This window comes from Brevibacterium sp. Mu109 (assembly GCF_900169375.1).
Taxonomy (GTDB): domain Bacteria; phylum Actinomycetota; class Actinomycetes; order Actinomycetales; family Brevibacteriaceae; genus Brevibacterium; species Brevibacterium yomogidense_A.
Window position 1 is genome coordinate 19,946 of sequence record NZ_FXZF01000007.1, and the last position, 21,544, is coordinate 41,489.

At 68.8% G+C, this 21,544-nt stretch carries 17 protein-coding genes, 1 tRNA gene and 1 pseudogene; 3 read left to right on the forward strand and 16 right to left on the reverse strand.

Translation table 11 applies throughout. The features are described from left to right. Window positions 1-204 precede the first annotated feature (204 nt). The 14 genes and pseudogenes from thrB to BSP109_RS05735 all read right to left on the reverse strand — a co-directional run bounded on the left by thrB (window position 205) and on the right by BSP109_RS05735 (window position 15,773). Window positions 205-1,161 (reverse strand): homoserine kinase, encoded by a 957-nt coding sequence (gene thrB, locus BSP109_RS05675; protein WP_257944568.1) that lies wholly within the window; start codon window positions 1,159-1,161, stop codon window positions 205-207. After that, the gene (gene thrC / locus BSP109_RS05680; protein ID WP_101599733.1) at window positions 1,158-2,246 is read right to left on the reverse strand and encodes a threonine synthase; all 1,089 of its coding nucleotides are present in this window, start codon (window positions 2,244-2,246) and stop codon (window positions 1,158-1,160) included. Before thrC ends, thrB begins: the two co-directional genes overlap by 4 nt. 45 nt (window positions 2,247-2,291) lie before the next feature. Next, window positions 2,292-3,602 (reverse strand): homoserine dehydrogenase, encoded by a 1,311-nt coding sequence (locus BSP109_RS05685; protein ID WP_087008675.1) that lies wholly within the window; start codon window positions 3,600-3,602, stop codon window positions 2,292-2,294. Between the two features lie 10 nt (window positions 3,603-3,612). Beyond that, entirely contained in the window at window positions 3,613-5,037 is a 1,425-nt protein-coding gene (gene lysA, locus BSP109_RS05690; protein ID WP_087008673.1) for a diaminopimelate decarboxylase, read from the reverse strand. Window positions 5,038-5,048: 11 nt separating this feature from the next. Continuing rightward, window positions 5,049-6,689, reverse strand: coding sequence for an arginine--tRNA ligase (argS, locus tag BSP109_RS05695; RefSeq protein ID WP_101599676.1), 1,641 nt, complete (start codon window positions 6,687-6,689; stop codon window positions 5,049-5,051). A 152-nt stretch (window positions 6,690-6,841) separates the two neighbouring features. After that, a complete protein-coding gene (locus BSP109_RS05700) occupies window positions 6,842-8,005 on the reverse strand; it encodes an acyl-CoA dehydrogenase family protein (protein WP_101599677.1) in 1,164 nt (387 codons plus the stop codon). A 12-nt stretch (window positions 8,006-8,017) separates the two neighbouring features. Continuing rightward, on the reverse strand, window positions 8,018-8,608 hold the full coding sequence (locus tag BSP109_RS17655) for an acyl-CoA dehydrogenase family protein (protein ID WP_308297906.1): 591 nt from the start codon (window positions 8,606-8,608) through the stop codon (window positions 8,018-8,020). Further along, window positions 8,599-9,249: pseudogene (locus tag BSP109_RS05705) on the reverse strand (acyl-CoA dehydrogenase family protein); the annotation flags it as partial. The gene BSP109_RS17655 and the pseudogene BSP109_RS05705, both read right to left, overlap by 10 nt. Before the next feature lie 3 nt (window positions 9,250-9,252). Then, a complete protein-coding gene (locus BSP109_RS05710) occupies window positions 9,253-9,996 on the reverse strand; it encodes an enoyl-CoA hydratase/isomerase family protein (protein WP_101599678.1) in 744 nt (247 codons plus the stop codon). A 304-nt stretch (window positions 9,997-10,300) separates the two neighbouring features. Beyond that, window positions 10,301-10,373 (reverse strand) — tRNA-Arg (locus BSP109_RS05715). A gap of 78 nt (window positions 10,374-10,451) precedes the next feature. Beyond that, window positions 10,452-11,375: a D-alanyl-D-alanine carboxypeptidase family protein gene (locus tag BSP109_RS05720; RefSeq protein WP_257944570.1), complete on the reverse strand. Its 924-nt coding sequence runs from the start codon at window positions 11,373-11,375 to the stop codon at window positions 10,452-10,454. Between the two features lie 249 nt (window positions 11,376-11,624). Then, window positions 11,625-12,683 carry a hemolysin family protein gene (locus BSP109_RS05725; protein WP_101599679.1) on the reverse strand — a complete coding sequence of 353 codons (1,059 nt, stop codon included), beginning with the start codon at window positions 12,681-12,683 and terminating at the stop codon, window positions 11,625-11,627. Continuing rightward, complete coding sequence (locus BSP109_RS05730; RefSeq protein ID WP_087008661.1) at window positions 12,680-14,047, reverse strand: hemolysin family protein; 1,368 nt, start codon at window positions 14,045-14,047, stop codon at window positions 12,680-12,682. Before BSP109_RS05730 ends, BSP109_RS05725 begins: the two co-directional genes overlap by 4 nt. A 202-nt stretch (window positions 14,048-14,249) precedes the next feature. Beyond that, window positions 14,250-15,773, reverse strand: a complete 1,524-nt coding sequence (locus tag BSP109_RS05735) for a GuaB1 family IMP dehydrogenase-related protein (RefSeq protein WP_087008660.1) — start codon at window positions 15,771-15,773, stop codon at window positions 14,250-14,252. A gap of 104 nt (window positions 15,774-15,877) precedes the next feature. On the opposite strand from BSP109_RS05735, the gene BSP109_RS05740 reads away from it, so the two are divergent. The 3 genes from BSP109_RS05740 to BSP109_RS17970 all read left to right on the forward strand — a co-directional run bounded on the left by BSP109_RS05740 (window position 15,878) and on the right by BSP109_RS17970 (window position 20,448). Further along, window positions 15,878-19,678 carry a multifunctional oxoglutarate decarboxylase/oxoglutarate dehydrogenase thiamine pyrophosphate-binding subunit/dihydrolipoyllysine-residue succinyltransferase subunit gene (locus BSP109_RS05740; protein WP_101599680.1) on the forward strand — a complete coding sequence of 1,267 codons (3,801 nt, stop codon included), beginning with the start codon at window positions 15,878-15,880 and terminating at the stop codon, window positions 19,676-19,678. Further along, complete coding sequence (locus BSP109_RS05745) at window positions 19,678-20,289, forward strand: GDSL-type esterase/lipase family protein (protein ID WP_101599681.1); 612 nt, start codon at window positions 19,678-19,680, stop codon at window positions 20,287-20,289. Before BSP109_RS05740 ends, BSP109_RS05745 begins: the two co-directional genes overlap by 1 nt. 84 nt (window positions 20,290-20,373) lie before the next feature. Beyond that, complete coding sequence (locus BSP109_RS17970; protein WP_373404784.1) at window positions 20,374-20,448, forward strand: 50S ribosomal protein bL37; 75 nt, start codon at window positions 20,374-20,376, stop codon at window positions 20,446-20,448. A gap of 156 nt (window positions 20,449-20,604) precedes the next feature. Here BSP109_RS17970 and rsrA read toward each other — a convergent pair whose 3' ends face one another. Together rsrA and BSP109_RS05755 are read right to left on the reverse strand one after the other, a co-directional pair. Continuing rightward, window positions 20,605-20,901 (reverse strand): mycothiol system anti-sigma-R factor, encoded by a 297-nt coding sequence (gene rsrA / locus BSP109_RS05750; protein ID WP_087008654.1) that lies wholly within the window; start codon window positions 20,899-20,901, stop codon window positions 20,605-20,607. Further along, the gene (locus tag BSP109_RS05755; RefSeq protein ID WP_087008721.1) at window positions 20,898-21,506 is read right to left on the reverse strand and encodes a sigma-70 family RNA polymerase sigma factor; all 609 of its coding nucleotides are present in this window, start codon (window positions 21,504-21,506) and stop codon (window positions 20,898-20,900) included. The genes rsrA and BSP109_RS05755 overlap by 4 nt, the downstream gene beginning before the upstream one ends. Window positions 21,507-21,544 lie beyond the last annotated feature (38 nt).

Genomic DNA, 21,544 nt, shown 5'->3' on the forward strand with positions numbered 1-21,544 from the left:
GAAATGTTCCGAAGAATGGACCCGAACGGCCTCGATGCTCGAAAGCGTGAGGCGGACCGGCGACCGGAACACCTTCACTGTACATGTCACAGCGGTCGTGCGCGAATCGCGCCACCCTGTTTCCCGGAATCGGATCCAGCGGATCCCAATGACAATCCGCGGCGTATCCGCCGCAGATTCCGGGCAGTCGGACCGGTGCCGTCCTCAGGCTGACATGGGTCGCAGCGAGAGCGTCGTCGCGCCGTTCTCAGCGATCTGCGGCTGGAGGACGCGCGCGTCGTCTCCGGCCAGCACTGCGGACACGCGGTCAGCGAGATCCTCACCGGTTCCCAGCACCAGCACCGTCGGCCCGGCACCGGAGACGACCGCGGCGAGGCCGGCCGCGCGCAGCGCGTCGACCCGCTCGAGGGATGCGAGCATCGCGGGCCTGCGGAACTCCTGGTGCAGACGGTCGACTGTCCCCTCGAGCAGCAGCGACGGATCGTGGCAGATCGCATGGACGAAGAGTCCCGCGACAGCAGAGTTCGCCGCGGCGTCCGCATGGGGCACGGTCCGCGGGAGCAGCTCACGGGCGACACCCGTGCCCAGCCGCTCATCGGGCACCACGACGACCGCACGGACCTCGGGGTGCACGGGCAGCGAGATCGACGATGCGCGATCCGACTCCGGGTACCAGCTCACCGCCACTCCGCCGAAGAGCGCCGGCGCGGCGTTGTCCGGATGGCCCTCGAAGTGCGTCGCCCACGCGAGCTTCTCCGCAGCAGTGGGCTCCGGGAGTCCCGCTGCGACGCTCGCGGCGTCCGCGATGGAGAGGCCCGCGACGACCGCGGCGGCCGACGACCCCATGCCGCGCGACTGCGGGATCGCGTTCTCGCACTCGAGGACGAGGCGCTCTCCCCCGGCGACTTCCCGTGCTGCGAGGATCTGCTCGGCGACGCGGAGTATGAGGTGGTCGCCGGTGCGCGGCAGGAAGTCCGCCCCCTCCCCCGTGATGACGGCACGGGAGTCGTGCGGGACCTCGGTGTCGGACAGACGGGCGCGCACGGTGTCAGCGACCCCCAGCGCCAGCCCGAACGAGTCGTAGCCGGCGCCCAGGTTCGCAGACGTCGCCGGTGCGGTGACCTCGACGGAGAACCCCGCGGGGATCCGGATTCCGCTCATGCGTCCTCGAGCCCCAGTTCGCGAGCGGCGCTCACCGCGTCGACCGGAACCCGGGTGGGGGTGACGGCTGAGCCGTCCGCCGCTTGGAGCGCCCACTGGGGATCCTTGAGTCCGTGACCCGTCACGGTCACGGAGATGACGGCGCCCGACGGGACCAGACCGGCGTCGGCGGACTTGAGCAGACCTGCGACCGACGCGGCGGAGCCGGGTTCGACGAAGATGCCCTCGGTCGACGACAGCAGTCGATGCGCGGCGAGGATCTCCTCGTCCGTCACGGATTCGATCCGACCGCCGGACTCGTCGCGCGCAGCGATCGCCTGGTCCCACGAGGCCGGGTTGCCGATGCGGATCGCGGTCGCGATCGTCTCCGGCTCATCCACGGGATGGCCGAGCACCAGCGGTGCGGCACCGGCCGCCTGGAAGCCCCACATCACGGGAGTCGACTGCGCGAGGCCCTTCCGGGCGTACTCGCTGTAGCCCTTCCAGTACGCCGTGATGTTCCCGGCGTTGCCCACCGGCAGCACGTGGATGTCGGGCGCGCGCCCCAGTGCGTCGACGATCTCGAACGAGGCCGTCTTCTGCCCCTCGATGCGATCCGGGTTCACGGAGTTCACGAGGTCCACGGGATAGGCCTCGGACAGCTTGCGGCACAGGGTGAGGCAGTCATCGAAGTTGCCGTCGACCTCCAGCAGCTGTGCGCCGTGGGCGACCGCCTGGCTCATCTTCCCCATCGCGATCTTGCCCGCGGGGACGAGCACGGCGGACGTGAGTCCCGCCTTCGTCGCGTAGGCGGCAGCAGAGGCGGAGGTGTTCCCCGTCGACGCGCAGATGACGGCCTTCGCACCACGCGCCTTCGCCTTCGTGATCGCCATCGTCATGCCGCGGTCCTTGAAGGACGCGGTGGGGTTCATCCCCTCGTACTTCACGTGGACCTCGGCCCCGACGCGCTCCGACAGGCCCTCCGCATGGATGAGCGGCGTGCCGCCCTCCCCCAGCGTCACGGCGGGGACCTCTGCCCCGACGTCGAGGAGATCGCGGTACTCGTTGATGACTCCGCGCCACTGGGGACGATGTGCTGCTGTCATGACTGTGTGCTTCTCCCTGGTGTTCATGGTGCTCTTCACAGTGCCTCAGGCACCCTCGATGCGGAGTACCGACTTGACCGACTCGACGACGTCCGAGGCCGCGAGGGAATCGACCGTCGCCGCGAGTGCGGATTCGACGGCGGAATGCGTCGCGATGACCAGCTTGGCACGCGGCGATGCATCTTCGTCCTCCGACTCCAGACGGGTCTGCTGGACGAGCTCGATCGACACGCCCTCGGCGGCGACGATCTCCGCGACGCGCAGCAGCACGCCCGGACGGTCGTGGACCTCGAGCGTCATCTGATAGCGGGTCGTGATGCGTGCGACCGGGAGGATGTCTCCGCTCTCGCGCACCTGCTGCGCGATCTGCCCGCGGCCGCCCAGGACGCGGCGCCGCGCGACGGACACGAGGTCGCCCATGACGGCGGACGACGTGGGCGCGCCGCCTGCGCCCTGCCCGTAGAACATGAGCGAGCCGGCGTTCTCGGCCTCGACGAAGACCGCGTTGAAGGCGCCGGACACGGAGGCGAGCGGATGGTCGTCGCGGATCAGGGCCGGGTAGACGCGAGCCGACACGCTCTCCGTGCCGTCGGCGTTGTCGATGCGCTCGCAGATCGCGAGCAGCTTGATCGTGAAGCCCTGTGCCGCGGCGGTCTCGATCATGTCCGCGCTCACCGACGAGATGCCCTCGACGTGGACGTCGTCCATGGCCACCGGGACCTGGAATGCGAGCGAGGCGATGATCGCCGCCTTCGCTGCGGCATCGAGACCCTCGACGTCCGCCGTCGGGTCGGCCTCCGCGTACCCCAGTTCCTGCGCGGTCGCGAGCGCCGCGTCGAAGTCCCACCCCTCCTTGGACATCTGGTCGAGGATGTAGTTCGTCGTCCCGTTGACGATCCCCATGACGCGCTCGATCCGGTCGCCGGCGAGCGACACGGACAGCGGACGGACGATCGGGATCGCTCCTGCGACGGCCGCTTCGTACTCGATGCGTACGCCGGCATCCTCCGCCGCGGTGATGAGCTCCGGGAAGTGCTGTGCGAGCAGCGCCTTGTTCGCGGTGACGACGCTGGCACCCGATGCGAGCGCGTCGAGGATGTGGGTGCGGGCGGGTTCGATGCCGCCCATCAGCTCGACGACGATGTCCGCTCCGGCGACCACCGCCTCGGCGTCGGTCGTGACCAGCTCGCGCGGGATGCCGTCCCGCTCCTTCGTCGTGTCCCGGACCAGGACACCCGTCAGTTCGAGCCGCGCGCCCACGCGCGCGGCCAGCGCGTCGCTCCGCGTGAGGAGGGTCCGCGCGACCTCCGCGCCGACGACTCCTCCGCCCAGCAGGGCGACAGTGAGCTTCTCCATGGGGGTCCTCTCAGGCATCGGCGATCGGACCGCAGTCACGGCCCAGCAGATCGTCGTGGGTTTCAGGTCGGATGATCCAGTCCGCGCGACCGGCGCTGACGGCCAGCACGCCGGGTCGCGGCATGAGGTTGTAGTTCGACGACAGCGGCTGGCAGTACGCACCGGTGCCGGGGACGGCGACCAGGTCTCCTGCACGCACGTCCGCGGGCAGGTACTCGTCCCGCACCACGATGTCCCCGCTCTCGCAGTGGCTGCCCACGACCCGGACGACCGTGGGATCCCCGTCGGACGACCTCGACGCGAGTGTGCACGAGTAGTCAGCATCGTAGAGCGCGGTGCGGACGTTGTCGCTCATCCCGCCATCGACGGACACATACGTGCGGAGGCCCGTCTCCGTCTCCACCCCCTTGACCGTGCCGACGGAGTAGAGCGTGAAGACCGCCGGACCGACGACGGCGCGGCCCGGTTCGAAGGAGACGACGGGGAGGTCCGTGCCCTCGTCGGCGCACGTCTTCGCGACGGCCTCGGCCAGCTGGGCGGCCATGTCGGAGATCGGCGGAGGCGTGTCCTGCGAGGTGTAGCGCATGCCGAACCCGCCGCCCAGATCGATCTCCGGCAGGATGACGTCGTGATCGCGCTGGATCTCCGCGCGCAGCGAGACGATCCGCCGCGCGGCGACCTCGAAGCCTGCGCGGTCGAAGATCTGCGATCCGATGTGGCTGTGGAGGCCGATGAGATCGAGGTGGGGCGAAGCGAGGGTCCGGTCCGCCGCGGCGCGCGCAGCACCGGACTGGAGCGACAGACCGAACTTCTGGTCCTCGTGCGCGGTCGCGATGAAGTCGTGCGTGTGCGCCTCCACGCCCACGGTGACGCGGATCATCACCGGTGCGCGGACGCCGCGTGCGGCCGCGGCGGCTTCGATGCGGTCGATCTCGTCGAGCGAGTCGACGACGATGCGGGCGATCCCCCAGTCCAGCGCGTAGGCGAGCTCCGCATCGGACTTGTTGTTGCCGTGGAGTCCGACCACGGCCGGGTCGACTCCGGCGCGGCGCGCGGTCATGAGCTCGCCGAGCGAGCAGGTATCGATCCCCATGCCCTCGGCCGCCACCCACTGGGCGATCGCGGAGGTGAGCAGCGCCTTGCCGGCGTAGTACACGCGGGCCCGGGTACCCACCGCTTCGAACGACTGCGCGAACGCGTCGGCGAAGCCGCGCGCCCGGGACCGCAGGTCCGCGACGTCGAGGACGTAGAGCGGACTGCCGTACGTGCGGGCCAGGTCCGTCACGCGGTGACCGGCTACCGTGAGCACACCGTCCGGGTCCTTGCGCGTATTCGCGGACCACAGGCTGGGCATGAGCGCGTTGACGTCATCCGGGTGCGGCAGCCAGACCGGCGACGGGCCGGCATGGAGGACTCCGGAGATGTGTGCGGGCATTCAGGCTCCTGTCACATGCGCTCGGGGGCACTGACCCCGAGCAGCTCGAGTCCGTTCGACAGCACCTGCGCGGTGGCCCGGTCCAGCACGAGGCGGGATCCGTGCACAGCGCCGGGCTGCTCGTCCGCCAGCGGCGTGACCCGGCACGAGTCGTACCACTTGTGGAACAGGCCGGCGAGCGACTCCAGGTAGCGGGCGATGCGGTGCGGTTCGCGCAGCTCGGCCGCCTGTGCGACGACCCGGGGGAAGTCCGCGAGGCCGGCCAGCAGCGCTGCTTCCGTCGCGTGCGAGAGCGTCGACGCGTCGAAGGACGCGGCGTCGATCCCCGCGGCGAGGGCGTTACGCTCCACGCCGCACGCACGGGCATGGGCGTACTGCACGTAGAAGACCGGGTTGTCGTTGCTCGCGCTGCGCAGGACCTCGGGGTCCAGCGTGAGCGGAGAGTCCGCGGGGATGCGAGCCAGCGAGTACCGCAGGGCATCGCGGCCCAGCCAGCGGACGAGGTCGCGCAGCTCGATGATGTTGCCGGCGCGCTTCGACAGCTTCGCCCCGTTGATCTTGATGAGCTGCCCGATGAGGACCTCGATGTTCGCGTCCGGGTCGTCGCCGGCGGCGGCCGCGATGGCCTTGAGGCGACCGACGTAGCCGTGGTGGTCCGCTCCCAGGAGGTACACCTTCTCCGAGAAGCCGCGGTCCTTCTTGTCGAGGTAGTAGGCGGCGTCCGCGGCGAAGTACGTGGGCGCTCCGTCGCTGCGGATCAGCACCCGGTCCTTGTCGTCGCCGAAGTCGGTGGTCCGCAGCCACACAGCGCCGTTCTCGTCGTAGACGTGGCCCTGCTCGCGCAGGCGCTCGACCGCAGAGCCGAGCGCACCCGAATCGTGCAGCGAGGTCTCGGAGAACCAGACGTCGAAGTGCACGTCGAACTCCGTCAGCGTGTCCTTGATGTCCTGCAGCTGGAGGTCGTAGGCGCGCGTGCGGATCTCTTCGCGGGTCGCGTCGTCGCAGGAATCCGCGAGGGCGGGCTGCTCGGCCGCGATCGCCTCCGCCATGTCCGCGATGTACTGGCCCGGGTAGCCGCCCTCCGGGACGTCCCGTCCCTTCATGCGGGCGATCACGGAATCGGCGAAGACGTTCATCTGCGAGCCCGCGTCATTGATGTAGTACTCGCTCGTGACGTCGGCTCCCGCCGCGGACAGGACACGGGCGATGGCGTCGCCCAGAGCCGCCCAGCGCGTGTGGCCCAGGTGCAGCGGACCCGTGGGGTTCGCGGAGACGAACTCCATGTTCACGACGTGGCCCGCCATGGCGGAGCCGCGACCGTAGTCGCGTCCTGCGGCGACGATGTCCTTCGCGAGAGCGCCCGCCGCAGCGGCGGAGAGCGTGATGTTCAGGAAGCCCGGTCCCGCGACGTCGACGGCGTCGATCCCGTCGTGCTCCCGCAGAACGGCCGCGACGCCCTCTGCCAGCTCGCGCGGCGGCATTCCGGCGGTCTTCGCGGTCTGCAGGGCCACGTTGGAGGCCCAGTCGCCGTGGTCGCGATTCTTCGGTCGTTCGACGACGAGGACCGCAGGAGGGACGATGTCCCGTCCGGAGGAAGAGCTGTACGCGTCGAGTGCCGCGGCGATGGCCGTCTTGAGTTCTTCGGGAGTCACCCGCTCAGGATAGTGGGTGCCGCGTGCTCGCGGGCAACCGGAGGTCCTGCGAGCGGATATGTGTGACGTCGTCCACACCGCATCGGGAGACGAGACGTGCACCCGGTGACGATCCTGCACCAGGAGACGATCCGTGAACCGGGTCGACGGACTCACCCCACCGCGGCGGCTCCGAGGACCCTGAGATGGTGATCGGCCTGACCGAACAGGGCGTCGACGGCGAGGATCCGCTTGTGCAGGTGCCCCACGGGCAGCTCGTCCGTCATCCCGACCCCGCCGTGGATCTGGATCGCGGATTCCCCCACCTCCCGTCCGAGTCGGCCGACCTGAGCCTTGAGGACGGCGACATCGCCGGCCGACAGACGGTGCGCCTCAGCCAGCGCTGTGGTGTGCAGGAGGGTGGCCCGGGCCTTCAGATAGGCGATCTTCATGTCCGCGAGGCGGTGGCCCAGAGCCTGCTGGGTGCCGATCGGAACCCCGAACTGCTCCCGGGTGAAGGCGTACTCGGACGTGCGCCGCAGCAGTTCTCCCATGGCACCGACGGCCTCGGCCGACAGGACGACGATCGCCCGATCGAGCGCCTCGCGCACCAGCGGCTCAGCTTCCGCTGCCAGGAGCGTCGCAGGCGCCTCGTCGAAGCGCAGGTGGGCGGCGCTGCGGCCATCGATGGTCGTGAACGGCGTGGCGGTCGCGGCGACGGGGTCCACGAGGAAGAGAGCGAGCTCCCCGTCGAGTCGGGCGGTCACTACAAGTACATCGGCACCGGCTCCGTGGAGCACCATCCGCTTGTCACCGGTCAGCGCATGGCCGCCGTCGGTCCTCTCTGCCCTGGTCGCGATGAGGGACGGGTCAGGAGTGCCGCGGCCCTCTTCGTGCGCGAGTGCGCCGATCGACTCGCCCGCAGCGATCCGCTCGAGGCACGCGCGGGCAGCCGCGGTGGCGGAGGTGCCGGTGCCGGAGGTGGCCGTGCCGATGGTGTCGCCGGAGCCGGCGGTGGCCGCGGTGGTGTCCGCTGCACCAGCGAGGAGTCCGCCTGCCAGGACCACCGAGGCGGTCCACGGCTCTGCGAGCAGGTGGGCACCGAAGATCTCTGCCACGGCGACGAGGTCGACGATGGATCCCCCGAGGCCGCCGGCGTCCTCGGCGAAGGGGATGGCCGTGAGCCCGAGCTCGACGAGCCGCTGCCAGATATCAGGAGACCAGCCGGCGGCCGACGCGACGATGGCCTGGCGCTTCTCGAAGGGATACTCGCGCTTCAGTGCGCGGGTGACGGTGCTGCGGAGCTCGTTCTGCTCCGCGGTGAAGGTGAAGTCCACGATGACCTCCGGTCAGGCTCGCAGGGAGCGAGCGATCAGATCGCGCTGCACCTCGTTGGTGCCGGCGTAAATGGTGGTGGCACGGCTGTTGAGATAGAACGGCATCGCGATCAGCGCGAGGTCGTCGCCGAGTGCCTCTCGGTGAGAGCCGACGCGCAGCGCCTCGCGCTGGTCCGGCATCCCGTCGAGCCCGACGACGCGGGTCATGAGTGCCGAGATGCGCTGGATGAGCTCCGAGCTCATGACCTTGTTCAACGAGGGGTACGCAGGGTCCTCGGCGATCGGGTGTCCGCTGATCGCGAGCTTCTCGAAGTGCTCGCAGGAGGCGACGTCCGCCTCCAGCTCTCCGAGGTCGCGCTGGAAGACCGCATCGTCGGCGAGGGATCCGCCGAAAGGAGACGACGTCGCCGCAGCTGCCACGCGGAGCACGTCGAGCCTGCGACGCATCGAGGGGCTCTGCGCGCTGCCGCCCCGCTCGTGCGTGAGCAGCTGCTTGGCCACGGTCCAGCCGTCGTTCTCTGCACCCACGCGACCGGACTGGGGCACGCGGGCGTCGGTGAACCGGACTGGGGCACGCGGGCGTCGGTGAAGAAGACCTCGCACTGCTCGGGTGCACCGTCGAGCCCGACGATCGGGCGCACCTCGATGCCCGGGTAGTCCATGCGGTCGAGCAGCAGGAAGGTGATGCCTGCCTGCTTGCGGCCCTCACGGCTCGTCCGCACCAGCATGAACATCCGGTTCGCGTGGTGGGCGTACGTGGTCCAGATCTTGCTGCCGTTGAGGATGTAGTCGTCGCCGTCGGCCACGGCGGAGCAGCTGAGCGAGGCGAGGTCGGATCCGGCTCCGGGTTCGGAGTATCCCTGGGTCCAGTAGTCGTCACCGGACAGGATCCCCGGCAGGTGCTTTTCCTGCTGCTCGGGCGTGCCGATCTCCATGAGCAGCGGGCCGACCATCTTCAGGCCGTTCGGCAGCAGCGGCGGAAGCCCCCGCTTCTGGTACTCGTCCGCGAAGACGTACTGCTGCTCGACCGACCAGCCGGGCCCGCCGTGCTCCACCGGCCAGTCGGGTGCCGACCAGCCGCGGGAGTGCAGGATGCGATGCCAGGCCATGACCTGCTCGAACGGGGCGAAGACGCTGGTGGTCTTGCGGCCGGCCTCCAGGATCTCCGGCGTGGGCGCGGTGTCGAGGAATTCAGCGACCTCAGCGCGGAACTCCGCGAGGTCGACCTGCGGCTCGATGTCCATGTCTCAGCCCTTCTTCCGGGTGAACGCGGCGATCCGGTCGTGCGCGTCCGGGCCGCGCCCTGCGCTCTTCCAGACCTCGTGCTGCAGTCCGGCGTCGAGCGGCATTCCGTCGGTGACGTCGAGCAGTTGCTTGTTCGCGGCATGGCTGAAGGGAGACTGGTCGGCGATCCGGCCGGCCAGCGACTCGATCTCCCGTTCGAAGGCGTCCGAGGCGACGGCGTACTCCGCGAGCCCGATTCGCACGGCCTCCTCCGCATCGATCATGTCCGCTGTGAACATCATCCGCTTCGCGGTGGCGGTGCCGACGCGTCGCGGGAGGCGCTGCGACATGCCCCAGACCGGGGTCAGCGCCCACCTGGCGTGGGTGTCCCCGAATCTGGCGTCCTCCGCCGCGATGATGAAGTCCGCCGCGAGCGCGACTTCGAGGGCTCCGGTGTAGCAGTGGCCGTGCACGGCGGCGATGACCGGCTGGGGCAGGCTCTCGAGCATGCGCAGGGTCTCACTGTGCCACCCCCGGGACGGCACTGCCTCCCCCGCACCGATGTCCTCGAGGTCGTGGCCCGCTGAGAAGCAGCGCCCCGCACCGCGGACGACGACGCAGCGGATCGCCTCGTCCTCCCGCAGCGCCTCGATGTGCTCGCGCAGCTGTGCGAACAGCGCCACCGTGAGTGCGTTGAGCTTCTCGGGACGGTTCAGAGTCAGCATCGCCCACCCGTCGTGGTCGGTGCGGATCACCAGGTCGCCCATGGGCGCCTCCTAGGATGTGGTGCCGGCACGGGTGCGGGCGATGCGAAGCAGCTCTGCTCAGCAGTCCCGGTCGACGACGTGCGGCTTACGGTTCGATGACGATCGAAGAGGTTGACGATCGAAGAGGTTCCGGCGGCGGTTCTGCGGCCGCCGATTGCGAGCCTATCAAACGACCGTTCAATGTCCGGCGATGTCGGAACGCCCCGGGTGACGTCAGCCTGCGACCCACCCCGGCTATGCGGTTCTGACGTGAAGAAGACCCCGGTCAGGAGCCGTGATGGCTGCTGACCGGGGTCTTGATCCGTGCCCGCGACAGGATTCGAACCTACGACCTTCTGCTCCGGAGGCAGACGCTCTATCCACTGAGCTACGCGGGCGGGCGACCCCCACACTAACACCGGTGGGGCGTCGAATCACAACTGGTGAGGCGCGTCAGGACCCGAGGCCCCGAACTCTCAGGCGCCCTTGATGTCCTTGCGCGCCGGCACGTACTCCCAGTGCCAGGGCTCGTACTTGCTGGCCTTGGCCCAGTCCGGGTTCTCCCAGCCGAACTCCGCACCGTGCTCCACGAGCCAGTCGTACTGCTGACCGGATGCGGTGGCGGCACCGCCGCCGAAGTCGATCGCGATGCCCCAGCCGTGCAGCGACGTCCCGGGACGCGCGGCCAGACCGGGCTTTCGGCCCGCCACGGAGATCTGCGAGTCGAGGGACCGGTAGGTATCGGTGAGCTCCATCTCCTCACCCGTCTCCTCCTTGTACGCCGCATTCATCTTCGCGAACGAGATCGCCGCGTCAGCGCGCAGCTTGTGGTCGCCGATGCCCAGGTCGCACAACCAGGATTCTGGCAGCTCGCCGTTGCCCGCGTCCCCGAAGTCCGCGTCCTCGGAGCAGCCGGGGAGGACGGTCTTCGTGATGGAGCGGCCGGCGGCCTGAGCCTTGCCGCCCTCTGCGCTGGGAGCCGCTCCGGAGGTGGTGCGGCCCGTGGCCGCGTCCGCGTCATCGCCGACATCGGCGGAGACGGCCTCCGACCCGAGTGCGCTGAGGACCGGAGCATCGTCGTTCGGCTCCGCCGCCTGCGCCTGACCGGCACCGTTGCCGGAGATGAGGACGACGGCCGCCGCGGCACCCGCGACCGACACGCCCGTGAGAGCAGTCGTCGCCACAGCACGGCGTCGACGCATGCCGCGGACGATCGAGCCGTCGGACCCGCGGAACGCGACTGCACTGGCGCCCACCTGCGTGCGCACGGCCGCAGGCTGCGGAGCGGGAGTCGGTTCGCTGCGACGCGCCATCCGGCGCGACGAGCGTCGATCGTTCTCTTCAGCCATGCGACGTTCGCGGCGGCTGGTGAAGACCCGCTCGGCAGACTGCTCGGACATTCATCACTCCAGAAAGATTCGGAACTGAACCCGGGTCTCACGCACCGGGCCCCTTCAACGTGTCACAACACTATAACGACAACGTTACAAAGGAGTCCAATCGATATATATGACCTGGTCAGAAACGTGTCGCAGTGATCACGACTCTGGCAGGATGTCAGCGCCGCTGACCGCTCGGATGCCTGCCCGACCAGCGCCGAAGCGCGTCACGACGCGGAACCCACCGCTCACAGACCGCGCTGGACATCATCACGAACCGGACTGCCGCGCGTTCCTCTGCATGGCATCGTCGACCTCGCCCACAAGCTCCTCGAGGACGTCCTCGAGGAAGATCACTCCGACGGTCTCGCCCGCGCGATCGAGCACACGTGCGACGTGGCTGCCGGCGTGCTGCATCTCCTGCAGCGCGTCCTCGATCTCCGCATCCGCGGTCACCGAGGTCATCGACCGGAACCTCCGGTCCTGGACGGGAGCGCGATAGTCCTGCTCATTGTCCGCGTAGAGCAGATCCTTGATGTGGAGGTAGGAATCCGGTCTGCCGCTGTCGTCTGTGACGATGAAGCGGGAGAAGCCGGTCCTCCCGATGAGGCTCTCGATCTGCTCCGGGGTCGCGGTCGGCTCGATCGTCACGAGGTCATCGCGGGCGACCATGACCTCGTCGACCGTCTTGTCGGAGAATTCGAGTGCGCCCTTCAACAGGCCGGACTCGTCCTCCAGCAGCCCCTCGCGGTGCGATTCCGCGACGATCGACTGGACCTCCTCCACGGTGTAGGACGCATTCACCTCATCGCGGGGTTCGACCCCCAGACGGTGGAGCACCCAGTTCGCGAACGAGTTCATGGGATGGATGACGAACCTCAGCATGCGTCCCAGGAACACGAGCGGCGGAGCGAGGAGCATCGCCGCCTGCTGCGACGTCGCGATCGCGATGTTCTTCGGGATCATCTCCCCCACGACGACGTGCAGGTACGTGACGATGGACAGGGCCAGGACGAAGGAGATGACGCCGGACAGCGACGCCGGGACGCCCAGCGCGCTGAGCGGCCCCACCAGGAGGTGATGGATCGCGGGTTCGGCGATATTGCCGATGAGCAGCGAACACACCGTGATGCCCAACTGGCACACGGCCAGCATGAGCGACACGTGCTCCATCGCGTAGAGCGTCGTCTTGGCGGCCTTGCGCCCCTCATCCGCGTACGGTTCGATCTGGGAGCGCTTCGCCGCCATGACGGCGAACTCCGCGGCGACGAAGAACGCGTTCGCCAGCAGCAGGAGGACCAGCCAGACGAGTCCCATCCAGTCGCTCATCGCTCCTCACCCCTCTCTGCATCCGGGGACCCGGAGCCGACGGCGGCACGCCCTCGGACGCGGTCGTGGACGAGGTAGTCGGGGATGAGGCGCAGGCGCTCGACGCGCCTGCCGTGCATGCGCTCGACGACGATGCGCGCACCGTCGATCCGCACCTCGTCACCGTCTTCGGGGATCCGCCCCAGCTCGAGCATCATGAAGCCCGCCACCGTTTCGTAGTCGGGGTCCTCGGGGACCTCGAGGCCCACGACGGACGTGACCTCGTCCGGGCGGAGGCGCCCGGGCACGATCCAGGTGCCGTCACGGGCGGGGCGCACCGTCACCCGCAGGCGGTCATGCTCGTCGGCGACCTCGCCGACCAGCTCTTCGACGGCGTCCTCGAGCGTGGCGACGCCGGCGGTGCCGCCGTACTCGTCCACCACCACGACCATCTGGGTCGACCGCGAGCGCAGTCGCAGGAGCAGACGATCGAGCGGAAGCGTCTCAGGAACCTGCGCCACCTCGGTCATGAGGCCTCCGGCGTAGGCGTCCTGCCGGTTGTCCAGGGGGACTGACAGTGCGGACTTGATGTGGACGACTCCCACGATGTCATCGAGCGACTCCCCCACCACCGGGAAGCGCGAGTAGCCGGTGCGGCGTGCGACATCGACGATGTCTGCGGCGGTCGAGTCCTTCGTGACGCTGACCATGCGGGTCCGCGGTGTCATGACGTCCTCGGCGGTGCGCTGGGAGAAGCTCAGGGTCCGCTCGAGCAGATCAGCGGTCTGCTCGGCCATCTTCCCCTCGTCCGCGGAATGGCGGACCAGTGCAGTCAGCTCTTCCGGCGAGCGACCGGCGGCTCCCTCCTCCTGCGGCTCGATCCCCATGGAGATGAGGGCTCTGTTCGCCGTCCCGTTGAGGACGGCGATGATCGGCTTGAACACGATCGAGAAGACGTACTGGAAGGGCACCGCGATCCGGGCGGCGTGCATCGGCGCCGCGATCGCGAGGTTCTTGGGCACGAGCTCGCCGATCACCATCGACAGGATCGTCGACAGCACGAGCGCGAAGCCCAGCGCGATGCCGGCGGCGAGCGACTGCGGCAGTCCCAGAGTCTCCAGGAGCGGAGCGACCAGTGCGCCGACGGACGGCTCCATGAGGTAACCGGTCATGAGCGCGGTGATCGTGATGCCCACCTGCGCCGCTGACAGCTGCGTCGAGAGCTGCTTCGTCGCCTTCTGGATGGTGCCGGAGAAGCGGGCCCCCTTCGCCACGGCGTCATCGACGGTGTGCTTGTCGAGCGTGAGGAGGGAGAATTCGGCGGCGACGAAGAATCCGTTGCCGACGATCATGAGGAGGGCGAGCAGGAGGAGTAACCACTCCATGTCAGACGATCACTCCCCGGAAGGATGCACGGCGACCGACGGTCGGCGGGGAGGTCAGGACGGGGATGCCGGCTTCACGCCGGCACGGACTGTCACTCGTCATGGAGAAGATCCTATACCGGGAACCGGCCCGGCACCGACGCAGGAGCCCCGCCTGCTCAAGTTCACAGGCGGGGCTGAGGCTACGACCATCAGCGGGAGGTCACCAACCGCCCGCCACGGGGCGGCCCTCCTCATAGCCCGCCGCGGACTGCACTCCCACGACCGCCTTCTCAGAGAACTCCTCGAGCGTGCGCGCGCCCGCGTACGTGCACGATGAACGGACACCGGAGGTGATCTCGTCCAGCAGGTCCTCGATGCCGGGCCGCTGCGGGTCGACCGGCATCCGTCCGGAGGAGATCCCCTCCTCGAAGAGACCCTTCCTAGCACGGTCGAACGCCGATTCCGTCCGCGTCCGCGCCGCCACCGCACGGGCGCTGGCCATGCCGAAGCTCTCCTTGTACGCCTTCCCATCGGAGTCGACGAGCAGGTCGCCGGGGCTCTCGTAGGTGCCGGCGAACCACGAGCCCACCATCACCTGGGACGCACCGGCCGCCAGCGCCAGGGCGACGTCGCGGGGGTAGCGCACGCCGCCGTCGGCCCACACATGGGCGCCCAGCTCGCGCGCCTTCTGAGCGGTGTCGAGGACTGCGGAGAACTGCGGACGCCCCACCGCCGTCATCATCCGCGTCGTGCACATCGCTCCGGGGCCCACGCCCACCTTGACGATCGAGGCGCCCGCCTCGACCAGGTCCTCGACGCCCTCCGCCGTGACGACGTTCCCCGCGACGATCGGGACGTCGAGTCCCGCAGAGGACACGGACTCGAGGACGTCGATCATCTTCTCCTGGTGACCGTGGGCGGTGTCGAGGACGAGCACGTCCGCACCGGCCTCCACGAGCGCCTCAGCACGACCGCGGGCGTCTCCGTTCACACCCACGGCCGCGGCGATCCGCAGGCGGCCGTCAGCATCGAGCGCCGGCGAGTAGATGGAGGTCCGCAGGAGCGACTGCGGGGTGAGCGCTCCGATCAGGCGGCCGTCGTCCAGAACCGGGACGAACGTCGACCGCTGCCGCGCGAACTCCTCGTACAGATCGGCCAGCAGAGCGCGGGAGGGCAGCGCGACCCGATCCGTGCCAGCGGGGCCGGCCGGGGCCTCGGCGGCGGAAGCCACTGTGTCGGCCCGCGAGGCGAGGTCAGCGACATCGACGGTGTGGACGTCCTCATCCAGAAGCTCCGACATGCGGGTGAACCGATCCACGGCGTCGAGCTGGTCCGCGGTCACGACCCCGAGCAGGCGCCGGTCGTCAGCGACGACGGCGACGGCGCCGTGGGCGCGTCGGTGCACCAGGTGGAGCGCCTCGAGGACCGTGTCATCCGGTCCCATCCTGATGGGGGTCTCCAGCAGCGGATGCCGGTCCTTCACCCAGCCGATCGTCTCCGAGGCCGCATCGAGCGGGATGTCCTGCGGCAGCACGGCGAGACCGCCGCGGCGCGCCATCGTCTCCGCCATGCGGCGGCCCGACACCGCCGTCATGTTGGCAGCGACGACGGGGATCGTCGTGCCGGTGCCGTCGGCGGATCCGAGCGACACGTCGAAGCGGCTGGCAGCGGCGGACCGCGACGGAACCAGGAAGACGTCGGAGTAGGTGAGGTCATGACGGGGAGATTCGGTGATGAATCGCATAGATGCATTGTCCCCCATCACCCGCGTTCCGGCGGCACTGCCTATAAACTGCTGGGCACAGTCTTATCTCCCTAGCGTGGAAGAGGGCGAAACACGCCGTGCCAATGAACACCCCCGCGACCGCAGGCTCCGACTTCGGGTCGAACCAGTGGCTGGTCGAGGAAATGTACGAGCAGTACAAGTCCGACAAGAACGCCGTCGACAAGTCCTGGTGGCCGGTGTTCGAGAAGTTCGAGGCGGAGGGCGGTGCGTCGGCCAACGGTGCCCGCACGGCCACGTCCCCGGACAAGGGATCGTCCGGCTCGAACGCGAAGGCGGCGCCTGCGAAGACAGCGACTCCCGCCAAGGCAACCCCTGCCAAGTCCACCCCCGCCAAGGCGACGCCCGCGCAGAAGCCGTCGGAGCCCGCACCGGCCGCAGACCAGGACACCACCACGGACCGCGGCGTCAACCCGTCGACGTCCGATGAGGAGACGGTGAAGGCCGAATCGAAGTCCGCCGGTGCAGAGAACCTGCCGGAGCGCCGGAGCGCCGTCGCGGAGGACATCGAGGACGTCGTCACGAAGCTGCGCGGCCCCGCGAAGCTGATCGCGACCAACATGGACCAGTCGCTCACCGTCCCGACCGCCACGTCGGTGAGGGCGCTGCCGGCCAAGGCGCTGATCGACAACCGCATCGTCATCAACTCGCACCTGAAGCGCACCCGCGGCGGGAAGGTCTCCTACACCCACATCATCGCGTACGCGATGATGCGCGCCCTGCGGGAGTTCCCCAGCCAGAACGTCTACTACGACGTCCAGGACGGCAAGCCCGTCATGGTGCAGCCGGGGCATGTGAACCTGGGCATCGCGATCGACGTCCCGAAGAAGGACGGCACGCGCACCCTGCTCGTCCCGAACATCAAGAAGGCCGAGACGCTCACCTTCAAGGCGTTCGTCGACGCCTACGACGACCTGATCGTGCGTGCGCGCGACGGCAAGCTGACCGCCGACGACTTCGCCGGCACGACCGCGTCGCTCACGAATCCCGGCGGGATCGGCACGGTGCACTCCATGCCCCGCCTCACGGTCGGCCAGGGGTCGATCATCGGCGTGGGCGCACTCGACTACCCCGCAGAGTTCCAGGGGTCCAGCCAGGAGACGATCAACCGCCTGGCGATCTCGAAGGTGCTGACGCTCACCTCGACGTATGACCACCGTGTCATCCAGGGCGCGGGCTCCGGCGAGTTCCTCAAGCTCATCCACGGATTCCTCCTGGGCGATGACGGCTTCTACGACGACATCTTCGCCTCGCTGCGCCTGCCGTACGAGCCGGTCCGCTGGGTCCCCGACGTCTCCGCGGACGACTACGACGACATCAACAAGACGGCGCGCGTCATCGAGCTCATCGACGCCTACCGCGCCCGCGGTCACCTCATGGCGAACATCGACCCGCTCGTCTACCGCCAGCGCACCCACCCCGATCTGGACATCAACAGCCACGGTCTGACCCTGTGGGACCTCGAGCGCGAGTTCCCCACCGGCGGCCTGGGCGGCAAGCGACTGCTGCCGCTGCGCAGCATCCTCGGAATCCTCCGCGACTCCTACTGCCGCACGACCGGCATCGAGTACATGCACATCGCGGACCCGGAGCAGCGCCGCTGGTTCCAGTCCAAGCTCGAGAACCCGCTCCAGGAGCTCACGCGCGAGGAGCACGGTCACATCCTCGGCCGCCTCAATGCGGCCGAGGCCTTCGAGACCTTCCTGCAGACGAAGTACATCGGCCAGAAGCGGTTCTCGCTGGAGGGCGGCGAGTCGACGATCGTCCTGCTGGACGAGATCCTCAACCAGGCCGCGGACTCCGGGATGGACGAGGTCACCGTCGGCATGGCCCACCGCGGCCGCCTGAACGTGCTCACGAACATCGCCGGGAAGTCCTACGCGCAGGTCTTCAGCGAGTTCGAGGGCATCCCGGACCCGGGCGCCGTCCAGGGCTCCGGCGACGTGAAGTACCACCTGGGCACCAACGGCTCGTTCACATCGCCCGACGGCAACTCCACGAAGGTGTACGTCGCCGCGAACCCCAGCCACCTCGAGACGGTCAACCCCGTCCTCGAGGGCGTGGCCCGCGCCAAGCAGGACATCCTCGATCCGAACCAGACCGGCTTCCCCGTCCTCCCCGTGCTCGTGCACGGAGACGCGGCGTTCGCCGGCCAAGGCGTGGTGGCGGAGACGCTGCACCTCTCCGAGCTGCGCGGCTACCGCACCGGCGGCACGATCCACGTGGTCATCAACAACCAGGTGGGCTTCACGACTCCCCCGGCATCGGCACGCTCGTCCTTCTACTCGACCGACGTCGCGAAGATCATCAGCGCACCGGTCATCCACGTGAACGGCGACGACCCGGAAGCCGTCTACCGCGCAGCGCAGCTGGCCTTCGAGTACCGCCAGGCGTTCAACCGGGACATCGTCATCGACCTCGTGTGCTACCGCCGTCGCGGCCACAACGAGGGCGACGACCCGTCGATGACGCAGCCGGTCATGTACTCGCTGATCGACCGGAAGTCGACGGTCCGCAAGCTCTACACCGAATCCCTCGTGGGCCGGAAGCGCATCACGGAGGAAGAGGCGAAGGACGCGCTGGCGGACTTCCAGTCGAAGCTCGAATCCGCGTTCGCGGAGACGAAGGAGGCGGAGAACCAGGAGCAGCAGACCGACTCCGCGTTCGGGATCCGCCAGTCCACCCGCGCGATCGAGGGCCGCACGACGCCGGAGACGGCCGTGTCGCAGGAGCTCATCGAGCGCATCGGTGATGCCTTCATGGACATCCCGGAGGGCTTCACCATCCACAAGAAGCTCCGCAGCCTGCTCGAGAAGCGCAAGGAGATGACCCGCTCCGGCGGCATCGACTGGGGCTTCGCCGAGCTGCTGGCGTTCGGCTCGCTGCTGTACGAGGGCGTCCCGGTACGCGTGTCCGGCCAGGACACGCGCCGCGGCACCTTCACGCAGCGCCACGCCGTGCTCGTCGACAACACCAACGGGAACGAATGGACCCCGCTCGCCAACCTCTCCGACGAGCAGGCGCGCTTCTGGATCTACAACTCCCTGCTGAGCGAGTACGCCGCGATGGGCTTCGAGTACGGCTACGCCGTCGAACGGCCCGAGGCGATGGTCCTGTGGGAGGCGCAGTTCGGCGACTTCATGCAGGGCGCCCAGTCGATCATCGATGAGTTCATCTCGTCGTCCGAGCAGAAGTGGACGCAGACGTCCGGCATCGTGCTCCTCCTGCCGCACGGCTACGAGGGACAGGGACCAGACCACTCGTCCGCACGCATCGAGCGCTTCCTGCAGCTCGCCGCACAGGACAACATGACCATCGCGAACCCAGCGGACGGCGCGTCGTACTTCCACCTGCTGCGTCGCCACGCGTACGCGGACGTGAAGCGCCCGCTCATCGTCTTCACACCGAAGTCGATGCTGCGCCTCAAGGCGGCCGCCACGTCCGTCGACCAGTTCACCTCCGGCACGTTCCAGCCCGTCATCGCGGACGCGAACGTGGACGCGAGCAAGGTCGACCGCGTGGTCCTGGTGTCCGGCAAGCTCTACTGGGAGCTCGTCGCCTCGCAGAAGAAGCGCGAGGACTCCCGCACCGCGATCGTCCGGTTCGAGCAGCTGTACCCGCTCGACGACGAGTCGATCCGCGAGGTGCTCTCGCAGTACCCCGCCGATGCCGAGGTCGTCTGGGCACAGGAGGAGCCGGAGAACCAGGGCGGGTGGCCGTTCATGCACTCGAACCTGCCGGAGCACCTGGACGGCCGTGCGCTGCGCGTCGTCGCACGGACTGCATCCGCAGCGACCGCGACGGGCCTCAAGAGCATCCACGACAAGGAGCAGGCAGAGCTCCTCGACCGGGTCTTCGACCGCTGATGTCGCGCCGTCGTCATACCGTCGTCGTGGTCGGCGACCAGCTGGTCGCCGGACACGGCGACGGCCGTGGGCTGGGCTGGGTGGGGCGCGTCGCCGCCCGCACGTACCCGTCTGTTCCGGACAGCGACTTCTATGCGCTCGCGTCCGCAGACGAGGACTCATCCGGCCTCGCCGCCCGGTGCATGGAGGAGGCCTCCCGCAGGTTCTCCGAGCAGACGGAGAACCGTCTGGTGCTCGGGTTGGGATCGGCGGACACGGAATCCGGCATCTCCGTCGCCCGGGCCCGCCTCAATGTCGCGAACATCCTCGACTCAGCGCTGACGGCGGAGGTGCAGACGTTCGTCGTCGGTCCCGCTCCGGTGCGCGACGGCGACCGGAACAGGCGCCTCGCGGAGTTCAACACGGGATTCGCGGACGTCGCCCACCGGCGCGGCATCGCCTACGTGGACACCTTCACGCCGCTGCGCTCGCATCCCGTCTGGCAGCGCGAGCTCGCGTCCACCCGGTCCGGGACGCCTGCGCAGGAGGGCTACGGGCTCATGGCCTGGCTGGTGCTCCATCGCGGATGGTTCGACTGGTTCGGCGTGGCCGACGCGCTGGCGGAGGACTGAGAGGACCTGGTGACTCCGGGACGCCGGTTGGCGCCCCGGCCGTCGCTGTGCAAGGATCGTATCCACCCGAAGAAGGAGTGAACCATGAGCAAGCGTGCACGCAAGCGCCGCGACCGCAAGAAGCGCGGTCCCAACCACGGCAAGCGTCCCAACGCATGATCGCCCGCCGCGTCCGGTGATCCACCGCGCGGCGCAGATCTGACGAAGGCCGGGAGACCCTGAGGGTCTCCCGGCCTTCGTCGCGTTCCGGTGGTGCTGGTGGTCGCCCAGCGGTACTGGTTCGAGCAGTACTGGTCCGCCCAGCCGGCGCAGCAGTCAGCCGATGCGGCGGATCACTGTGGTGCGCCGTTCGACGACGATCCGCTGCTGGATCCTCTCCCGCAGACCCTCCGGCGCCTGACCGGCCGTGCACGAGCGCCGGACCAGCTCCTTGAGGAGTGCTTCGATCTCGAACTCGCTGCTGCAGTCGGTGCAGTCGTCGAGGTGCGCCTGGATCTTCGTGATCTCGTGCGACTCGAGCTCACCGTCGAGGTAGTGGTAGATCCGCTCCAGGCTGCGCGCTCGTGCGCCGTCGGGGCAGGGACCGTCGTACGCTTCATCGCTCGCGCTCATGATTCCTCCTTCGACACTCCGAAGCCGCGTTCGCGTGCATAGTCGGCCAGCATCTCCCGCAGCTGACGTCGACCGCGGTGCAGGCGGGACATCACCGTGCCGATCGGGGTGCCCATGATCTCTGCGATCTCCTTGTAGGGCAGCCCTTCGACGTCCGCGTAGTAGACGACCATCCGGCGGTCCTCCTGCAGCGCGGACAGTGCGTCCGTCACGTCGGAGTCCGGCAGGTAGTCGAGGGCGACCAGCTCAGCGGAGCGGCCTTCGGAGGACGTGTGCCCGGCAGCCCGGTGGATCTGCCAGTCCTCGACGCCCTCGCCGCTCGACTCCTGCGGACGACGCTGCTTCTTGCGGTAGTTGTTGATGAAGGTGTTCGTCAGGATCCGATACAGCCACGCCTTCAGGTTGGTCCCCGGCGTGTACTGGTGGAAGGCCGCGTACGCCTTCGCGTAGGCCTCCTGCACCAGGTCTTCGGCGTCTGCCGGGTTGCGCGTCATGCGCAGCGCAGCACCGTAGAGCTGGTTCACATACTCCAGCGCATCGCGCTCGAATCGCTCGTGGCGCTCGTCGTCAGTCTCCGCCGAAGGCGTCTGGGCAGTCTCAGTCATCAGATCCCATCGTACGGGGTCCGCGACCCGTTCACACG